The sequence below is a fragment of the Psychrobacter sp. AOP7-A1-24 genome (genome assembly GCF_052376235.1).
Classification (GTDB): domain Bacteria; phylum Pseudomonadota; class Gammaproteobacteria; order Pseudomonadales; family Moraxellaceae; genus Psychrobacter.
In genome coordinates, this window is sequence record NZ_JBQSVM010000002.1 from 1 (window position 1) to 19,022 (window position 19,022).

16 protein-coding genes are annotated in these 19,022 nt (G+C 45.0%); 3 read left to right on the top strand and 13 right to left on the bottom strand.

Features of this window, described 5'->3' with window-relative positions; all coding sequences use genetic code 11:
- Positions 1-636: hypothetical protein (locus ACT3QQ_RS01070; RefSeq protein ID WP_444526567.1), on the bottom strand; the 636-nt coding region annotated here is incomplete at its 3' end.
- Positions 637-687: 51 nt separating this feature from the next.
- Positions 688-1,491, bottom strand: a complete 804-nt coding sequence (locus ACT3QQ_RS01075) for a sulfite exporter TauE/SafE family protein (RefSeq protein ID WP_444526674.1) — start codon at positions 1,489-1,491, stop codon at positions 688-690.
- 169 nt (positions 1,492-1,660) lie between these two features.
- Here ACT3QQ_RS01075 and ACT3QQ_RS01080 point away from each other — a divergent pair, with 169 nt between their 5' ends.
- Together ACT3QQ_RS01080 and ACT3QQ_RS01085 are read left to right on the top strand one after the other, a co-directional pair.
- On the top strand, positions 1,661-2,650 hold the full coding sequence (locus ACT3QQ_RS01080; protein ID WP_444526568.1) for a biotin--[acetyl-CoA-carboxylase] ligase: 990 nt from the start codon (positions 1,661-1,663) through the stop codon (positions 2,648-2,650).
- Positions 2,651-2,721: 71 nt separating this feature from the next.
- The gene (locus ACT3QQ_RS01085; protein ID WP_444522150.1) at positions 2,722-3,450 is read left to right on the top strand and encodes a pantothenate kinase; all 729 of its coding nucleotides are present in this window, start codon (positions 2,722-2,724) and stop codon (positions 3,448-3,450) included.
- A 111-nt stretch (positions 3,451-3,561) separates the two neighbouring features.
- Here the strand turns inward: ACT3QQ_RS01085 and ACT3QQ_RS01090 are convergent, their stop codons facing one another.
- The 11 genes from ACT3QQ_RS01090 to ACT3QQ_RS01140 all read right to left on the bottom strand — a co-directional run bounded on the left by ACT3QQ_RS01090 (position 3,562) and on the right by ACT3QQ_RS01140 (position 17,660).
- A complete protein-coding gene (locus tag ACT3QQ_RS01090; RefSeq protein WP_444526569.1) occupies positions 3,562-4,749 on the bottom strand; it encodes an isovaleryl-CoA dehydrogenase in 1,188 nt (395 codons plus the stop codon).
- A 42-nt stretch (positions 4,750-4,791) separates the two neighbouring features.
- On the bottom strand, positions 4,792-5,712 hold the full coding sequence (locus tag ACT3QQ_RS01095; protein WP_444526570.1) for a hydroxymethylglutaryl-CoA lyase: 921 nt from the start codon (positions 5,710-5,712) through the stop codon (positions 4,792-4,794).
- Between the two features lie 15 nt (positions 5,713-5,727).
- Positions 5,728-7,839: an acetyl/propionyl/methylcrotonyl-CoA carboxylase subunit alpha gene (locus ACT3QQ_RS01100; protein WP_444526571.1), complete on the bottom strand. Its 2,112-nt coding sequence runs from the start codon at positions 7,837-7,839 to the stop codon at positions 5,728-5,730.
- Positions 7,840-7,916: 77 nt separating this feature from the next.
- Positions 7,917-8,726 carry an enoyl-CoA hydratase/isomerase family protein gene (locus ACT3QQ_RS01105; protein WP_444526572.1) on the bottom strand — a complete coding sequence of 270 codons (810 nt, stop codon included), beginning with the start codon at positions 8,724-8,726 and terminating at the stop codon, positions 7,917-7,919.
- Between the two features lie 151 nt (positions 8,727-8,877).
- The gene (locus ACT3QQ_RS01110) at positions 8,878-10,488 is read right to left on the bottom strand and encodes a carboxyl transferase domain-containing protein (protein WP_444526573.1); all 1,611 of its coding nucleotides are present in this window, start codon (positions 10,486-10,488) and stop codon (positions 8,878-8,880) included.
- Between the two features lie 135 nt (positions 10,489-10,623).
- Positions 10,624-12,378, bottom strand: a complete 1,755-nt coding sequence (locus ACT3QQ_RS01115; RefSeq protein WP_444526574.1) for an AMP-binding protein — start codon at positions 12,376-12,378, stop codon at positions 10,624-10,626.
- 372 nt (positions 12,379-12,750) lie between these two features.
- A complete protein-coding gene (locus tag ACT3QQ_RS01120) occupies positions 12,751-14,004 on the bottom strand; it encodes an FAD-dependent oxidoreductase (RefSeq protein ID WP_444526575.1) in 1,254 nt (417 codons plus the stop codon).
- 254 nt (positions 14,005-14,258) lie between these two features.
- Positions 14,259-14,990, bottom strand: coding sequence for an amino acid ABC transporter ATP-binding protein (locus ACT3QQ_RS01125; protein ID WP_444521041.1), 732 nt, complete (start codon positions 14,988-14,990; stop codon positions 14,259-14,261).
- Positions 14,991-15,179: 189 nt separating this feature from the next.
- Entirely contained in the window at positions 15,180-15,848 is a 669-nt protein-coding gene (locus ACT3QQ_RS01130; RefSeq protein ID WP_444520974.1) for an ABC transporter permease subunit, read from the bottom strand.
- Positions 15,845-16,591: an amino acid ABC transporter permease gene (locus tag ACT3QQ_RS01135; RefSeq protein WP_444520975.1), complete on the bottom strand. Its 747-nt coding sequence runs from the start codon at positions 16,589-16,591 to the stop codon at positions 15,845-15,847. Before ACT3QQ_RS01135 ends, ACT3QQ_RS01130 begins: the two co-directional genes overlap by 4 nt.
- A gap of 97 nt (positions 16,592-16,688) precedes the next feature.
- The gene (locus ACT3QQ_RS01140) at positions 16,689-17,660 is read right to left on the bottom strand and encodes a glutamate/aspartate ABC transporter substrate-binding protein (protein ID WP_444520976.1); all 972 of its coding nucleotides are present in this window, start codon (positions 17,658-17,660) and stop codon (positions 16,689-16,691) included.
- Between the two features lie 376 nt (positions 17,661-18,036).
- Here ACT3QQ_RS01140 and hslO point away from each other — a divergent pair, with 376 nt between their 5' ends.
- Positions 18,037-19,017 (top strand): Hsp33 family molecular chaperone HslO, encoded by a 981-nt coding sequence (gene hslO / locus ACT3QQ_RS01145; protein WP_444526576.1) that lies wholly within the window; start codon positions 18,037-18,039, stop codon positions 19,015-19,017.
- Positions 19,018-19,022: the final 5 nt, after the last annotated feature.

The window sequence follows — 19,022 nt, forward strand, 5'->3', positions numbered from 1 at the left end:
GATAAAACCTTTCTCTAATAAATGCTCATACATCAAACAGTATTTTAGGATTGGGTCTGGGTTTTTTCGTCCAGCGAGTTTTAACTCATTGGCTATCAATACATTCGCCTGATGGTTATAGGCTAGGTTGTCCATATACATTGCTTTTAGTTCTGTACTGTTTTCAAACATACCGCTATTACCATGTGTCGACCATGACCCACTTGGCTCAAAGTTGATAAATTGCTGATAAAATAAGTTCAGATAAACATCACTGCACAAACTCAGAAAAATATCGAATTCTTTATTTAGGTAGTCTTCAGAAAAAAACTTAACGCGGCGAACAGCTTCTCTCGCATTACAGATACCTATCGTTTGCGTTGAATACGTCTCTAGCTGCTCAGTCTCATTCATTTTTGTATTGAGCTTTTTGATGACTAATTGTTCAATCTCTTCTATATTTTTGTCCCTTACCTCTGGATGGGTTGCCCACTCAATGATTTGGCGTACGTATTGCTTTTTAGTGACACCTAAAATACGCTGCGGCTCCCATGCCAAAAACTCCACCATATTAGAGAGCCCAGTCGTCCATGATAACTGGTCTTTTAGATGATTCATTGATCCAAAAACTCGGCGATATTTTTCTGCAGCTTTCATACTAATAATGTCTCACGGTTTGCTTACTGATTTTATCAAAACTCATTATTGCTATAAAACGCCTAACCCACTCAATAATAACTGCCCTCCAGCAAATATCAATAACACGCCAAACGCACGCTTAAGCATCAGTGCGGGCAACACATGGGCAAGCTTGGCACCAACTTTTGCCATCGCAAAGCTGGCGACTGAGATAAACAAGAATCCTGTGACATGGACAAACCCTATCGTACCCTCAGGCAGATTGACCACGTCTTGACCGAACCAAGCAAAGCCTGCTGCCCCAGCCAATGCAATCGGTAGACCGCACGCCGCTGATGTGCCGACCGATTGTTTCATTGGTAGTCCTGCCCAATTCAAAAACGGTACGGTTAAACTGCCGCCACCAATACCGAAGATAGAGGACGCCATCCCAATGCCAGTACCTGCGCCAAACTGTACACCAGCCGACGGTAACGGTTTACCTACCTGTTCTTTATTAGAAAAGAACAGCATTTTTAGAGCGACCAACAACGCACCGAAACCGATGATCGCCTGTAGTGCCTGTCCATCAATCATATCCGCGATACCAGCGCCGACCAAACTACCAATAACCAATCCGAGCGCCATCTTGCGCCATACTTCCCAGCGCACGCCGCCACGCTTGTTATGGGCAGTCAGTGAGCTGATTGAGGTCACAACGATTGTCGCCAGTGACGTCCCAATGGCCAAATGAGTGATTACTCCTGGCGAAAAGTCATAAGCGGTAAAAATCCAAACCAATGCGGGCACGATAATCATGCCTCCGCCAACGCCAAACAAGCCCGCGCTGACACCCGCAAACGCGCCTGCAATCACAAACCACACATATAACATCATAGAACAAACCTTTTATAATACTCACTGGCGCTATAGTACTCGCTTAGGCGTGCTTAATTGTATTTGCCAAATTTCAGCGTGACCTTTATGCTGTTTACTCGGTACTGTCTGACCACAACAATCGCTCAGTATATCAAAGTTTCCTTTAACCACATCGACTAAACTTATGCCGCCACTCACTGGTTTTTCTACCTATTTATCCGAGCTCAATCACCGTCATGTGGCTAGTAGCGCCTCGACCAATAGCGAGCTAATAGAAGCCTTACAAAACGGCTCGTTAGATGTCGCAACCGTACACGTTTTGACAGCGGAAACCCAAAGCGCAGGTCGTGGTCAGCATGGCCGCTCATGGCAATCACCGCGCGGTAACGTCTATCTGTCGCTATATCATCCCGTGCATATGCCGATCAGTGGCTTGCTATCGCTCATCATTGGTCTCGAACTGGCAAAAATGCCTGTGATCCAAACGTTGAACGAGCAGCTACAAGCCCAAGGATTGACGCCAATTGGGGTGAAGTGGGCAAACGACTTGGGATTTTATCAGCAAGCTCAGAGACAATCTGAAAAGCTATCTAAAGAGCAATCTATAACGGACAGCTCGGTATTGGATTCAGTGTTGAATAATGATGTAGCAAATCAGCGTACGCTACCCTTTAATAAGCTGGCTGGAATTTTGATAGAGCCAGTGGCTCACTCTGGCAGGCTGGTTGGGGTGGTGATAGGTGTGGGAATTAATGTACAAGCGACACCAAAGCTCACAGCAAAAACTGCTGAAGGCATGAGTTACCAAGCGATTAGTCTACAAGATATTAATGAGATGCGACCTTTAGAGACGCAATCTGCGAGCCTACCAGAACTACCAATGCTCTATCAGCAGATGAGCAAAGCTTTGATGGCGGCGATGACACGCTTTGAGCATTTAGGTATAGAACAGCCAACAGGTCATACTTATTATTTGGATGGTTTTTTGGAGCAGTTTGCGATGATGGATGCATTGGCAGGTCTGCGTTTACGCGTTACTCAAGACTATAATAATCAACAAAAAGTTGTAACAGGAATTGCTTGCGGTATCGATACTCATGGGTGTTTGCAATTGCGTCAAGATAACGGTAAGATTTCTACGCTTTTTACTGGACGCATCGACGTTATTGATTAGGAACTGTCCTATACTTAGGCAACTATACTGATGAGTATCATCATCAACGAGCACTATATAAAGGGACTTTTATGCTCTGGCTTGATCTTGGAAATACCCGCCTAAAATACTGGCTAACCGATGATATCGGACAAATAGTCGCGCATGATGCCAAACAGCATTTGCAAGCGCCTGCTGAACTACTCATGGGTCTGACAGATCGCTTTGAGCGTTATGCGCCTGATTTTATTGGTATCTCATCGGTATTGGGCGACAATCTCAATGCCAAAGTATCAGAGACGCTCAGTCGTTTGAATATTCCGTTTGAGTTTGTCCATGTCGATGCAGCACATGCGTTGATGAAAAGTGATTACAATGATGAGCAGCTCGGCTGTGATCGTTGGTTACAGATGCTGGGTGCAGTCGATAAGAAGAAGCGCCAATGCGTGATTGGCTGTGGTACAGCGGTGACCATTGATTTGATTGATCATGCTGAACATTTGGGTGGATATATCTTCCCCAGTATCTACCTACAGCGTGAATCACTGTTCTCTGGTACTAAGCAAATCACTATCTCGAACGGTACTTTTGATAGCGTCAGCCAAGGCTTGACCACTCAAGACGCCGTACATCGCGGTATCTTGCTCTCTATTGTCGGCGCGATCAATGAGATTAGTCATCGTCACCCTAATTTTGAATTGATTATGACAGGTGGCGATGCCGCTATTATTTCGCAGCATGTCAATCGCCCCGTACGCTTGCGTGATGATTTATTATTAAACGGTTTAGCAAGATATTTTGATTACCGTAATAAGTCGTAGTCGATTATCGATGACTAAATAGCACTAAGTCACATTGTTATATTGGCGCAAAAAAGGCAGTACGTTTGAAACGTACTGCCTTTTTTATTTAGATAATGCTCTAGTCGCTTCTTATTTAGTCTCGTTAAACAGCTCACGACCGACTAGCATACGGCGGATTTCACTGGTACCTGCGCCAATTTCATATAGCTTGGCATCACGCCAGTAGCGGCCAAGTGGATACTCGTTGGTGTAGCCATTACCGCCAAATATTTGGATACCTTCGCCTGCCATCCACGTCGCTTTTTCGGCACACCATAGAATCACACTGGCACAGTCTTTACGTACTTCTCGACTATGACCAGCACCGCGCGCGTCCAACATATCGAGATTTTTGCCGACGGTGTATAAGAAGCTACGACCGGCCTGTAGTATCGTATACATGTCGGCAACTTTACCTTGGATAAGCTGAAACTCACCGATGGCTTGACCAAACTGCTTACGATCATGGATATAAGGCACGACATTGTCCATCACTGCTTGCATGATACCGATAGGACCTGCGGCCAATACGGCACGCTCATAATCTAGGCCGCTCATCAGCACCTTAACGCCCTCATTTAGACCACCCAAAATATTTGCACTTGGTACTTTTACATTATTAAATGTCATTTCGCCAGTATGGCTACCGCGCATGCCGAGCTTATCAAGCTTTTGCGCGGTACCAAAACCATCCATGCCTTTTTCGACGATAAAAGCCGTCATGCCTTTTGCGCCCATTTCAGGATTGGTCTTGGCATAGACAACCATTACATCTGCATCAGGACCATTAGTAATCCACATCTTGCTGCCATTTAAAATATAGCTACCATCTTTTTCTTCGGCTTTGAGCTTCATACTAACGACATCTGAGCCAGCGCCTGTCTCACTCATTGCTAAGGCACCGATGAACTCGCCACTGATTAGCTTTGGTAAATACTTTTGCTTTTGTTCCTCAGAGCCATTACGTTTGATTTGATTAATACACAGATTGGAGTGTGCGCCATAGCTAAGCGCGACCGATGCCGAAGCGCGGCTAATCTCTTCCATCGCGACCATATGTGCGACATAGCCCATGTTAGAGCCGCCGTACTCTTCAGGAACGGTAATACCATGTAGACCGAGGTCACCCATCTTCTGCCAGAGATCCATTGGGAACTCATCGCTACTGTCAATCTCCGCAGCACGTGGGGCGATCTCGTTTGCCGCAAACTGCTGCACGACATCACGTAGAGCGTCAATATCTTCACCAAGTTGAAAATTTAATCCAGGTAAACTCATAACCATTCCTTGTATTTTAATATTTAATTTTTACGATAACTTCTAAGACTGACGTTTATTGATTAAGGCACGTGCTACGTTTGAGCCATTTGGACGCTTTAAGAACTCACTGATACGTTCGCCTGCTACAACCAATTTGTTCAAATCAATACCAGTACTGATACCCATGCCATGTAGCATGTAAACCACATCTTCGGTCGCAACATTGCCAGTTGCGCCTTTAGCATAAGGACAACCACCTAGGCCAGCGACGGAAGTATCAAACTCGCTAACACCTATTTGTAAGGCAGCCAAGGTATTGCTGAGTGCTTGACCATAAGTATCATGGAAGTGCCCAGATAGCATAGAGATATCAGCATGCTCAAGCGCCGCTTGTAGGGCACGCTGTACTTTGAGCGGTGTACCAACACCAATTGTATCCGCAATACCGATCTGCTCTGAACCGATCTCAACCAATCGTTTGGTGACGTAGGCTACTTGATTAGGATCAATCTCACCTTCATAAGGACAACCGACCGTACAAGAGATAACGCCTCGTACCTTGATGCCTTGTTCTTTTGCCGCAGCAGCCACTGGCGCGAACCGCTCAATACTCTCATCGATACTACAATTGATGTTTTTTTGGCTAAAGGTTTCGCTGGCTGAACCAAAAATGACAATCTCGTCAGGACGATGCAAGATAGCATTTTCAAAGCCGCGCATATTAGGTACTAGTACCGAGTAGCAAACGTCCGTCTGCCGCGTAGGCGCGAGTGCATCAAGCAACTCACTGTTATCGCCCATTTGTGGCACCCATTTTGGCGAAACAAAACTGGTCGCTTCCAATTTTTTGACACCCGCCGCAATCAAATCATTGATAAGCGTCTGCTTAACCTCAGTCGGTACCGTCATTGATTCGTTTTGTAGTCCATCGCGCGGGCTGACATCAACGATGGTGACATGCTCTGGATACGAGTGGCTCATACTTATTATCCTTTTCTATTCGCTTTCACTATCGATACGTAATAGCTCATCACCATCAGCGACTAAGTCACCTGCTCCAAACAACAGCTCTGCTACCACACCATTCGTCGGTGCCGTAATAGTATGTTCGATTTTCATGGCTTCGATGACTGCTAACGGCTCGCCTTTTTTCACAGTATCGCCAACGCCTACTTTGAATGCAACCACTTGCCCTGGCATCGGTGACTTCAAACTACCAGCCGCTGCTGTGTCTTCGCCCACATGTGCCATGATATCAATAAGCGTAATTTCATCACGTCCACTATCTGTGAATACGTAGACCGTCTCATTATTCACCCAGCTTTGAGCATTGATGCGGGCACCTTCTAACCACAAAGTATGATTATGCACGTCACTACTATCATAACTCACCTGACCCTCATAAACCGTTTCGGTCTGAGAGGCCACATTGATATTGCGATCATCTTGCGTATTCGAGATTTCTTTGCCAATGACGAGCATAAAACTACTGAGATTATCGCTGCCCTTTTTACTATCAACACAATTCGCATTGTGCCAATTACTGATGCGAGCGCTATAGGTCTGCTCATCATAAACCAAGCTAAATGAACGGGTATAATCGCTATAAGCACGGAAACCAGTTGACTTGCTAAATGGATCTGAGCCTTGCGTGGTCGCTTCGCTCGCTAATTGCTGCGCAATAGCTGTCACCACAAGCGTCGATAACCCAAGAGGATGCTGGTCAAAAAGCTTATCCTGCTCACGCTCAATCAATGCGGTATCAAGATTGGCTTTGCTAAATGAATCGGTATTTAAAATATAGCGCAAAAATGCTACGTTATTTGGCAGACCAACGATACGCGTTTGTGCCAATGCCCGATCAAGTCTCGCCAACGCTTGCTCGCGTGTGGGAGCATGGACGATAAGTTTGGCAATCATAGAGTCGTAAAATGGACTGATGACGTTACCCTCACGTACGCCATCATCGATACGCACATCAGTGCCACTTTTATCAATAATGAACGTACTATGCTCAGGCTTTTGATAAGTGAATAACGTACCTGTCGCTGGCAAGAAATTGTTATCAGGGTTTTCAGCACAGATACGTGCCTCAATTGCATGACCATTAATAGCCAGATCATCTTGCGTTTTTGGCAACGGCTGACCTGCAGCGACCGACAGCTGCCACTCAACCAAATCGACACCAGTAATCGCTTCACTAACAGGATGCTCAACTTGCAAGCGCGTATTCATTTCCATGAAATAAAAATTCATAGCGTCTTCACGCTGCTCAACGATGAACTCAACCGTACCTGCACCAACGTAATCAACTGCACGTGCTGCTTCAATTGCCGCTGTACCCATTGCTTCACGCATGGCAGTATCAACACCCGGCGCTGGCGCTTCTTCTAGTACTTTTTGATGGCGACGCTGTACTGAGCAATCACGCTCAAACAGATGCACATAATTACCATGCGTATCACCGAATACTTGGATTTCGATATGTCGTGGTTTTAGCGCGTATTTTTCGACCAATACTTGATCATTACCAAAGCTGGTAATCGCTTCACGGCGACACGAGTCGAGCAGGTCAATAAAATCGCTGCTTTGCTCCACGATACGCATGCCTTTACCGCCGCCACCTGCACTGGCTTTAATCAAGACAGGATAGCCAATACTATCGGCCTGCTGCTGCAAAAACTGTGCGTCTTGGTTATCACCATGATAGCCCGGTATCAGCGGCACGCCAGCCGATTCCATCAAGCGCTTAGACTCAGACTTGCCACCCATGGCGCGAATAGCATCGGCTGATGGACCAATAAACACCAAGCCAGCATCTTGGCAAGCCTGTGCAAAATCTGCGTTCTCACTTAAAAACCCATACCCTGGATGAATTGCTTGAGCACCGGTCTGCTTAGCAATAGCGATAATAGCATCACCTTTTAGATAACTGTCTTTCGGTGCCGAACCGCCCAAATAAATAGCTTCATCACAGACAGCCACATGCTTAGCACTGCGGTCCGCATCAGAATAAACAGCAACGGTACTGACGCCAAGACGCTTAGCAGTCGCAGCCACTCGGCAAGCAATTTCACCACGGTTGGCGATTAGAATTTTAGAAAACATAACTATCCCTGTGTCTTGTCGTTGTTATTTGACGTCTTGTCTATTTGCCCATTTGCCTATCATTGTTCTGCTACTAGTTAGTCTGCTGTCAGCCAAGCAGGCTTGCGCTTTTGTAAAAATGCTTGCACGCCCTCTTTACCTTGTGTTGATGAGCGGATATCAGCGATACCTTTGACCGTGTCAGCAATCAGCTCATCGGTAATAGGTGCACCAGCGACATCGTGTAATAGCTGCTTGCAGGTTTTGACTGCATCAGGGCTATTTTTGACGACTTTGTTACAGAACGCAGCCACTTCATCGCCTAGCCACTCTTCGCTAACACGCTCATGGATAAAGCCAAGCTGACGCGCCTTTTTGGCATCAAACACCTCAGCACTTAGGAAATAACGCTGCGACGCTCTAGCACCTAGCGCTCGGATAACATAAGGGCTAATGGTGGCAGGTGCCAACCCTAAACGGACTTCGCTGAGGCAGAAATTAGCAATCTTGACCGCAATGGCTACGTCGCAAACAGCGACTAAACCCATACCGCCTGCATATACATCACCTTGAATGGCCGCAACGGTTGGCTTAGGACATTCATAAATAGTTTTAAGCATTTGTGCCAATTTATCAGCATCCGCTAGATTTTCTTCATAGCTATAATCTGCCATGGCACGCATCCAATTGAGATCAGCGCCTGCACAGAATGCTTTGCCAGCCGCAGCCAAGACAATAACACGTACCTCATCATCAGCACCCAACTTCGTGAAAGCCTCTGTTAGCTCGGCAATCATCTCATCGTTAAAAGCGTTACGTATTTCAGGACGATTCAATGTCACTGTCGCCAAGTGCTGCTCGACGTTAACCAATAGGCTTTTATAATTTTTATCGCTGTCTTTTTGCATAACTTTCTCTATATTTCCATGTAAATACTTAAACAAACTCTTGGTCAACTCATAATAATGTTAATACAAGGAAACCGAATGTAGATGTACAAATCGTACTTTAAATAAGATTGATGCAGTAGTCGCTTATTATGGGAAAACTTTAGAACGCTTACATTCTAAAGACACCAAATTTTGTCTCTTCAATCGGTGCGTTATAAGCCGCGCTCAACCCTAATGCTAATACATTCCGGGTATCGGCAGGGTCAATCACGCCGTCATCCCACATGCGCGCGGTGGCATAATACGGGTGACCTTGCTCTTCATACATTTCACAAATCGGTGCTTTAAATGCCGCTTCCTCTTCGTCGCTCCACGCTTCACCTTTACGATCAAAGTTATCTCGCTTGACTGTTGCCAATACCGAGGCAGCTTGCTCACCACCCATGACAGAGATACGAGCATTTGGCCACATCCATAAGAAACGCGGGCTATAGGCACGACCGCACATACCGTAGTTACCCGCGCCGAACGAGCCACCGACGATAACCGTAAATTTTGGCACTTTGGCATTGGCAACTGCCATTACCATTTTGGCACCATGACGAGCAATGCCTTCGTTTTCATATTTTCGACCAACCATAAAGCCTGTAATATTTTGCAGGAATACTAATGGAATTTTGCGTTTACAGCACAGCTCGATGAAGTGCGTGCCTTTTTGCGCAGATTCACTGAACAGAATGCCGTTGTTAGCAATAATACCAACAGGCATCCCTTCGATATGAGCAAACCCGCACACCAAGGTAGTGCCAAAGCGCGCTTTGAACTCATCAAAGGCACTGTCATCAACGATACGGGCAATGATTTCTCTGATATCAAATGGCTTGCGCTTATCTGTGGGAATAACACCATATAGCTCTTTGGCGTCATAACGTGGCGGACGTGGTGTGATTTGATTAAGGATGTTTTTTGCAGGACGATTTAGATGACTGACGATATTACGGGCGATCGATAGCGCGTGGGTATCATTTTGCGCTAGATGATCAACCACACCTGACAGCCGCGTATGTACATCACCGCCGCCCAAATCTTCTGCGGTGACCTCTTCGCCCGTCGCTGCTTTGACCAGCGGCGGACCACCCAAAAAGATTGTGCCTTGCTCTTTAACGATAATAGATTCATCGCTCATAGCAGGCACATAAGCACCGCCAGCAGTACAGCTACCCATGACCACAGCAATCTGCGGAATACCTGCCGCACTCAGATTGGCTTGGTTAAAAAAAATACGGCCGAAATGCTCTTTATCAGGGAACACATCATCTTGGTTCGGTAAATTGGCACCACCTGAGTCAACTAGATAAACGCACGGCAGATTATTTTCTTGCGCGATTTCTTGGGCACGTAGATGCTTTTTGACCGTCATTGGGTAGTATGTGCCGCCTTTTACCGTGGCATCGTTACAGACAATCATACACTCGATGCCATTGATACGACCAATACCTGCAATCACACCAGCCGCCGGAATCTCTTCACCATACATATCATGTGCAGCCATCGGTGCCACTTCTAGGAACGGGGTGCCTACATCCAATAAACGCTCGACGCGCTCACGGGGTAACAGCTTACCACGCGCTAAATGCTTGGCTCGTGCGCGCTCTGAGCCGCCTTGAGCAACCTTACGCAAGTGTACATACAGGTCATCGACTATCTCTTGCATCGCGGCACTGTTTTGCTGAAAGTCGCTTGAGTTTGGACTCAGTTTACTGGTTATGATAGCGCTCATGATATCCCTTTTTTTCTTATACATAGATAGATACATAGATGTGAGTGGCTTTTTATATAAATGATACTAACTGCTATTGTTAAGCATTACTCACATGGTTAGTCTTATATTTTTTAGAATGGATAAGTAAATTTACTACAAACCCAATTCTTCTTTCATTTGCTCAATTATTTTATACTTTTGAATTTTGCCAGTGATGGTCATTGGATATTCAGTCACAAAGCGATAGTAAGCGGGCACTTTATAATGAGCGATATGCTCACTACAGAACTCGCGGACTTCTTCTTCAGTCAAACAGCCAGGTTCTTTCGGAATAATCCAAGCTGCTAGCACTTCTCCATAGCGCTCGTCTGGTATCCCGACGATTTGTACATCACGGATTTTCGGATGGCGGTAGAGATAATTTTCAATTTCTACTGGATAGATGTTTTCACCACCGCGAATCACCATGTCTTTACTTCGACCGACGATTTTGACATAACCGTCCTCGTCCATTGTGGCCAAATCACCCGTATGCATCCAACCGTCTTGGATAGCTTCACGCGTTTTAAAACGACTGCCCCAATAGCCTTTCATAATCGAGTAGCCACGTGTGAGTAGCTCGCCTGTCTCACCCAGCGGTACAATTTCGCCCGTTGCGGTATCGACAACTTTGACCTCAAGCGCAGGCTGTACCAGACCTACCGTCGAGACCTGTTTATCAAGTGGCGTGTGCTCATTGGTCTGGCAAGATACCGGACTGGTCTCTGTCATACCATAAGCAATAGTGACTTCGCTCATGTGCATTTTATCGATGACGCGGCGCATGACTTCAATCGGACAGCTAGACCCCGCCATGATGCCTGTGCGCAGAGTAGATAGATCAAAGTCTTCAAATTCAGGATGGTCAAGCTCTGCGATAAACATCGTAGGTACGCCATGTAGACCCGTACACTTCTCTTCTTCGACTGCTTGCAATACGGTCAATGGCTCAAAGCCATCGTTTGGATAGACGATACAACCGCCATGCGTGAGAATCGCCAAATTACCAAGTACCATACCAAAACAATGATACAAAGGTACTGGAATACACAGTCTATCTTCTTCCGTAAGGTTCATGGCCTCACCGATGAAGTAGCCGTTGTTAAGGATGTTGCGATGGCTCAGGGTAGCGCCTTTTGGGGTACCCGTCGTACCACTGGTGAACTGTACATTGATAGCATCGGTATTTTTAAGCTGCGCTTGACGCTCGGCTACACGGGGATCGTTGGCATCGCCTTCGCTCATCCATGCAGAGAATCTCTGCATAAAACTAAAGGTCTCGTCCGACTCTGGCTCATCAATCCAAATAATACGTTCAATCGTTGGAATTTCAACCAAATCAAGCTGAGTATAGTCTTTATGGTAAATCTCAGGGCACAGTTCACGAATTAAACTGGCATAGTCACTGGTTTTGAAATGACGCATAAGCACGAGTGCTGAGCAGCCCAGTTTATTTAAGGCATATTGCAGCTCAAAGGTACGGTAGGCAGGATTGATATTAACGAGGATAACGCCGACTTTTGCCGTAGCCAATTGCATGAGTAACCATTCAGCATTGTTATGCGACCAAATACCGATACGATCGCCAATCTCAAGCCCCATCTCAATCATGCTACTGGCTAATTGATTAACTTGCTGCTGCAGCTCTCGATATGTCCAGCGGATGTTTTGATGACGGACGACCAATGCTTCGCGCTCAGAATATTTGGAGACAATAGCATCAAAAAAATCACCGATTGTCGCTTCAATCAGCGGTACATCAGGACCTTTGTCATAGCTTTGGGTAAGTGGTGCATTCGCTGAGCGTGCGCCCATATTGATACTAGGAATATTTTCTAAAATAGCATCGAAATCATAACTTTGAGTCATAACGAGTCCTTTCGTTTTACTTTTTATATTATTTACAAATAGCACTTATTAATAGCCTGCGTGCAAACCTTCTTCCTTGAGCAGGTCTTACATAGCATTTAGCTACTATAACGCCATAAACGAAAGCCTGTCAACAATATCAATACATTATGTATCATTTAATTAGGTAAACCGAATTTCTATTTAGTAAAAGGTAACATAGAATCATGGCAAATATTTGACACGAAAAAGCCAGCCACATTATAGATAATGTGGCTGGCTCAAATATTGATACTATCTTTCAGTAGGATTTTCTGGAAAGGAATCTCACAAAATATATCATTTATAAATGATAATCCGATAGAAATTTGTCAAAATATCTCACTGTAATCTTTATACTTTAGGGACTACAGGCGCTTTAATCGTTACCGTTGCACTCACCTCATCGCTGTCATTTAGTAAGTCCATCACCAACTCTCCATCACTTTCTGTCTTAATCTGCCAATTGCCTGCTGCTTGCGGCACGCCCGTCACCATCACAGAGATAGCTTTGTTTTTTAGTCGGATCATTGGTGGCTTATGAGCATAGCCAGCATGGTCTAGGTCCAATATATCATCAGCAATAGTCGCAGCTTGCGCCCGTAACGGTGCCACATAACGGCACGGTACACCATTGATAGACATACAATCACCAATCGCATAAATATTAGGTGTACTGGTACGCAAAGTTGGCGCATCCACCACGATACCCGTGCGACGATCAAACTCCACACCAGCAGCAGCAGGTAATTGTTCATTAACTGTCAAACCTGTACTGGCAATCACATGATCTACAATCAATGGTTCGGTCAGTTGAGTATCCGTATTATCTGTATCCGATGGTAGCGGATCATAGTCTACTTTTAGCTTCTCTGTATTGTTACTGTCGTTAGCATTGACACGAGTGACAGCTGATACTTGATAGCCGCCTAAAAAGTTAATGCCTTGTGACTTCACCGCTTGAGCGATACGAGCCGTCGCTTTTGGTGGTAGCATTTGTGATAGTGGCGCATCGTTTAAATCAATGAGCGTCACCTGATGACCAGCTTTTAGTAAATCTTCTGCAATCTCTGTCCCAACCATGCCCGCACCGACGATAGCAACGTGCTGACTACCAGTCGCCAACTTTTCTTGTAGCTGTCCAAAGCGCTCAATATGATTGACATGCCATACCAAATCTTCTGGCAAGCTTTTTGGAAAAATAGGATGCGCACCCATGGCGAATACCAGCTTGTCATAGCCAACAGTAGCGTAGTTGGTATAGACAGGGTCTGAGCGCAGTGCAGAGACAAGCTGTAACTGTTGAGTGGTTGCATCAACATCCGTTACTTGTGTATTGGCAAGTAGCTTAACATTTGCGGCTTCTGCGGCATCAACGCCAGTTGCTCTAACCAAGTCTGCCGCACTTTTCTTTTGGCTAATCGCCATGGTCAGCATCGGCTTGTGATAGCGATCTCCATTATCAGCGGTGACTAAAGTAATCGGAATGTCTTTATCTTTTGCACGGATCGCATCGATGACATGCCAGCCTGCCAGTCCTGCACCAACGATGACGATACCTTTTGTTGTTTCTGTATTCAATGCTACAGGTGGATTTTCTACGCTCATATGAACTCCAATGCGGTTTATGAATTATTTTAATTATCAAAAATATTGACCGCTATTGTATCAGTAAACAGCCATTCACTCACCTATCTAGCAGTGTAATCATGCAGGTAGGTATCTAACCTTACGTAAGCGCTTAAACTAAAGGGATAAATCTCATTATATTTCATTGGCACAAAAAAGCGCCTACTAATGAGACGCTTTTTTGTCAGAATTGATTATGGTTGCAAAGTTTAATATAAGTAAGGTCGATACTTTTAATGATTTAAAATCTTCGACAAGAACATCTGAGCACGATCACTTTTTGCGCCTTCAAAAAACTCATCTTTACTACAGTTTTCAACGATATGGCCTTCGTCCATAAAAATAATACGATTGGCGACCTGACTGGCAAAGCCCATTTCATGTGTCACGCACATCATGGTCATACCGTCACGAGTCAGCTCAACCATCACATCTAGCACCTCTTGAATCATCTCAGGATCGAGCGCGGAGGTTGGTTCATCAAATAGCATTGCTACTGGATCCATTGCCAATGCTCGTGCAATCGCGACGCGCTGCTGCTGACCACCAGACAGTTCTGCTGGGTATTTCGCCGCTTGCGCGGTTAGACCCACACGGTCTAGATAGGCCATTGCCTTTTGTTTGGCTTCAGACTCTTTACGGCCCAATACTTTGATTTGCGCGACCGTTAAATTATCAATAATCGTTAGATGTGGAAACAGCTCAAAATGCTGGAACACCATACCGACGCGGCTACGCAACTTAGGCAAGTTAGTCTTTGGATCGCCGACAGAGATACCATTGACCATGATGTCACCTTTTTGAAAAGGCTCAAGCCCATTGACTGTCTTAATCAAGGTCGACTTACCACTACCCGATGGTCCACAAACGACGACGACATCACCTTTATGTACATGCGCCGTACAGTCAGTCAGTACTTGAAAATCTCCATACCATTTGCTGACGTTAGATATTTCCACAACCATCTCATCACTAGCATGACCACTATTGGTAACCAGCCCGCCAAAGGCATTTAAGTATGTATCAGCATTGCTCATCACTGGCTCCTAACCACATTATTTTCGATAATCATTATTTAAAAAGGTAAATCAAACACTCAACTCGAGGTCGCTACATTCAAAAGCGCTAGCGTTAGTCTTATTCAAGTCGCTAGATTAAAATCGCAAACGCTTTTGTAGTTGCTGTACGCCAATAGAGGCACTTAAACTAATCACAAAATAGACAGCACCAGCGCCTAAGATATAAGGCGTGAGTAATCCCATTAGCTCGCCGCGAACGTATGCTGCGCGGAAAAAGTCGGTCAAACCAATGGCAAATACCAGTGTCGTATCTTGGAATAAGATAATACATTGCTGCAAAATGAGCGGCAGCATTTTACGAAAAGCTTGTGGCAAGATGACCAAACGCATGGTCTGCCCATAAGTCATGCCAAGCGCTTTAGCCGCATTGATCTGTCCACTACCAATAGACTGAATACCAGCACGGACTACTTCAGAAAAATAAGCGGCTTCGAACATCATAAAGGCAACCACACAGGATGCAAAAGCAGCATCGAGTTGCAAATATTTTCCCGTTACCCAAAGATAAATCATCGGTACGGCAAAATAAAACCATAGTAGTACCAGTAGCAGCGGTACAGAGCGGAAATAATTGACGTATAGCTTGGCGGGAATCTCAAGCGCTTTGATACCTGATAAGCGCATTAGTGCCAGTACAGTACCTAAACTAATACCGCCCAAAATAGCTAAAAATAGCACTTTTAAGGTGGTAATCATGCCGCCCATTAAACCAGGATAGGCTGTTGCCAATTCGGTCATATTCATTTCTGACCTCCCGCAATAAGCCCAGGCACACGCAGTTTACGTTCAATCAAACCCATAATAGCGATTAAGGACAAATTGAAAACCAAGTAAATAATTGTCGCGTAAGTATATATCTCGATACTATTTTGAGTGTATTCACTGATGGTTTTGGTTTGACTAATCAGCTCCATCACCCCCACAAGTGAGGCCACAGAAGCGTTTTTAAAGCAGTTGGTCAGCTCAGAGCTGAGTGGTGGTAAGATAATACGGAATGCCTGCGGTAGCAGAACTTCTTTATAGACTTGTGGGATGCTAAACCCTAGTGCATAGGCAGCATTGAGCTGTCCCTCCGGCAATGACTCAATACCCGTCCGTACCTGCTCAACGATACGAGCAGCAGTAAATAAACCAAGACCGATACTGGCTGATAGCATGGCTGAGGTATTCGGAGACAAGTCCTTATACCACCATTCTTGTATCGTCGGCGTGAGCCAACCAGGCGCGATATAAAACCAAAAGAACAATTGTACAAGCAATGGAATATTGCGAAAAAATGTCACATAAGCCGTACCGATTGCACGAGCAGTTTTGTTTGGCAAGGTGCGCATGATACCGAAGATAGTACCGACGACCATCGCGATGGCCCATGCGATACTACCAATCAGTAGCAGCCAGCCAAGACCAGTGATCATCCAATGGATATAAAGCTCGCTGCCAATACCAGTCTGCTCAAAGAGCACACCCCAGTTCCAGCTATAATTCATGGTTGTCTCTCCGAGCAACGATTGATAAGCCTATACGTCAAATAAAATTACTGATTATCTGAACATATAGGCAAGCTATGTTGAGGGACAATGAGCGTTACTGCGCTGCTGCTTCTTTAGGCTGAGCACTGTCATGCGGGTTGGCAATCAAGGCCTTTAGATTATCTGACATCTCAAAGTTTAGGTTGACGTTCTTTGGTGGGATTGGGTTCAAGAACCACTTGTCATAAATGCTATTGATTTCGCCTGAGCTAAAGACGTTAGCAAGTGCTTCATCGACCACTGCTTTGAACTCAGGATCATCTTTACGCATCATACAACCATAGATTTCAAACGATTGCGGCTCACCAACGATAACCCACTCATCAGGATTTTTTGCTTTGGCTTTTTCGCCAGCCAGTAGTACATCATCCATCATAAACGCATCAGCACGACCATTTTCTAGCATAAGGAAGCCTTCGCCATGATCTTTTGCTGAGATGATATTGGTATCCATGCTGTTTTCATCATTGTATTGACGGATATAACGCTCTGAAGTCGTTCCTGCTGTCGTTACAAGGGTTTTGCCTTTTAAGTCTTCAAAATCTTGAATACCAGAATCTTTTTTGGTCAACAGACGCGTACCGATTTCAAAGAAACCATTAGAGAACGCGACTTGCTTTTGACGTTCTTCGTTATTGGTGGTTGAGCCACACTCAAAATCTACTGTGCCGTTTTGTACCAACGGGATACGAGTTTGCGAGGTAATCAAGTTATAACGAACGTTAAGATCTGGCATATTTAGCTTTTGCTTAACTGCTTCAACCACTTTCATTTCCAAATCGTGCGCATAGCCAATCGGCTGATTAGGATCATCAGCGATATAAGAAAAAGGAATAGAGGAATCACGGTGACCGACAACGATAGTGCCAGAGTCTTTGATTTTTTGTAGCGTACCGTTGGTGGTTTCTGTCGTCGCGGCATCATCTGCTGGCGCATCAGTGCTGGTTTGACTACTGTTATTACATCCCGCTAAACCTAATGCCATAACAGCAGCTAAAGTCAACGGTTTGGAAAATGAGTATGACATGAAATACATCCTTTTATCGCAAGATTGAGTGAGTGCTTGGACGATATAGGTCTAATTGACCCGTCTGCCCCGCATCCGTACGGATGTTGCTGTTGTTTATCACAATGCAACTTAATGTTACTGTACAACAATTTTGCAGTAGAGGGTAAATTTTTTTCGAGAGAGTACATATTTATGAATATATTCATTTTCTAACTATCAGATGATGGTTCATAATGGATATTTACTCAGAGCTTTGTACAAATAGCCGCTTTGTTACATGAGCTTATTATCAGCTATTACTATTCATAATCGTTCAAACAGTCTGCTAAGTATGATTGATAAATCGGTAATAATCCCCATAAAGCAAACAACTTCTCTATAGTACAAATGACCTATGACTCAAGATATCCAAGTCCCAAATACGGACAGCCAAACTACTGGTAACCATGGCAGCAACGACATTCGCCAACGTTTTTTCGTTGAAGATTCTCCCGTACGTGGCGATGTGGTGCGCCTATCACGCAGCTATGCGAGCACGATTGCACAAAAGCCCTATCCTGAAGCCATTAAACGCTTACTGGGCGAGATGCTGACCGCAGCGAGTTTGCTAATCAGTACGGTCAAAATCAATGGTCGTCTATCTATTCAGCTGCAATCATCGGACAGTGACAGCTTGCTAAACTGGGCAATGGCAGAATGCGATCAAGACGGTATCATTCGTGCGCTTGCTAGCTGGAAAGGCGAGACGGATGAGCAAGTACAAGCGTGGGACAATATGACCCATGCTAAAGAAGCGTTTGCTGAGCTTGGTGCGATGGGTCAAGGCGTATTGTTTATCAATATCCAGCCTGATGGCGGCGAGCCATACCAAGGTATCGTTGAGCGTAGCCATGATAATTTAGCGGACTGCTTGGCGCATTATCAAAAGCAATCGGCACAGATTCCAACATTAATCAACCTAGCATCTGACGGTCTGCAAGCAGGTGGTATCTTAGTACAAATGCTACCACGTACTGCTGAAGAAACGTCTGAAGTTGAGCAAAACCGAGATGCAGGTATCGACGATGATTTATGGACACGCTTGTCTGTATTGACGCGCACGGTAAAAGCAGAAGAGCTAACAACGCTGGATACTAACGAAATACTATATCGCTTGTATCATGAAGAAAACATCGTTGCCCCTGAGCCTGCCCCTCTAGCGTTTGGTTGCACATGCTCGCGCGAGAAGTGTGAAATGGCAATTGAGCAAATTGGTGAAGCAGAAGCGTTAGATGTCGTCGAAGAGCAAGGCGGGACGTTTGAGATGGATTGCGGATTCTGCGGTGAAATCTATACCTTTAATAAAAATGATATAGCAGCGATATTTGCTCAATAGTTTTT

Excerpts from the sequence above, each read along its gene's own strand:
- ACT3QQ_RS01105 (WP_444526572.1), bottom strand. The coding sequence starts at position 8,726 with ATGCAAAAAGACAGCGATAAAAATTATAAAAGCCTATTGGTTAACGTC.
- ACT3QQ_RS01135 (WP_444520975.1), bottom strand. The coding sequence starts at position 16,591 with ATGAATTATAGCTGGAACTGGGGTGTGCTCTTTGAGCAGACTGGTATT.
- ACT3QQ_RS01085 (WP_444522150.1), top strand. The coding sequence starts at position 2,722 with ATGCTCTGGCTTGATCTTGGAAATACCCGCCTAAAATACTGGCTAACC.
- ACT3QQ_RS01095 (WP_444526570.1), bottom strand. The coding sequence starts at position 5,712 with ATGAGCCACTCGTATCCAGAGCATGTCACCATCGTTGATGTCAGCCCG.
- ACT3QQ_RS01120 (WP_444526575.1), bottom strand. The coding sequence starts at position 14,004 with ATGAGCGTAGAAAATCCACCTGTAGCATTGAATACAGAAACAACAAAA.
- ACT3QQ_RS01100 (WP_444526571.1), bottom strand. The coding sequence starts at position 7,839 with ATGTTTTCTAAAATTCTAATCGCCAACCGTGGTGAAATTGCTTGCCGA.
- ACT3QQ_RS01140 (WP_444520976.1), bottom strand. The coding sequence starts at position 17,660 with ATGTCATACTCATTTTCCAAACCGTTGACTTTAGCTGCTGTTATGGCA.
- ACT3QQ_RS01090 (WP_444526569.1), bottom strand. The coding sequence starts at position 4,749 with ATGAGTTTACCTGGATTAAATTTTCAACTTGGTGAAGATATTGACGCT.
- ACT3QQ_RS01115 (WP_444526574.1), bottom strand. The coding sequence starts at position 12,378 with ATGACTCAAAGTTATGATTTCGATGCTATTTTAGAAAATATTCCTAGT.
- ACT3QQ_RS01125 (WP_444521041.1), bottom strand. The coding sequence starts at position 14,990 with ATGGTTGTGGAAATATCTAACGTCAGCAAATGGTATGGAGATTTTCAA.
- ACT3QQ_RS01080 (WP_444526568.1), top strand. The coding sequence starts at position 1,661 with ATGCCGCCACTCACTGGTTTTTCTACCTATTTATCCGAGCTCAATCAC.
- ACT3QQ_RS01075 (WP_444526674.1), bottom strand. The coding sequence starts at position 1,491 with ATGTTATATGTGTGGTTTGTGATTGCAGGCGCGTTTGCGGGTGTCAGC.
- ACT3QQ_RS01110 (WP_444526573.1), bottom strand. The coding sequence starts at position 10,488 with ATGAGCGCTATCATAACCAGTAAACTGAGTCCAAACTCAAGCGACTTT.
- ACT3QQ_RS01130 (WP_444520974.1), bottom strand. The coding sequence starts at position 15,848 with ATGAATATGACCGAATTGGCAACAGCCTATCCTGGTTTAATGGGCGGC.
- hslO (WP_444526576.1), top strand. The coding sequence starts at position 18,037 with ATGACTCAAGATATCCAAGTCCCAAATACGGACAGCCAAACTACTGGT.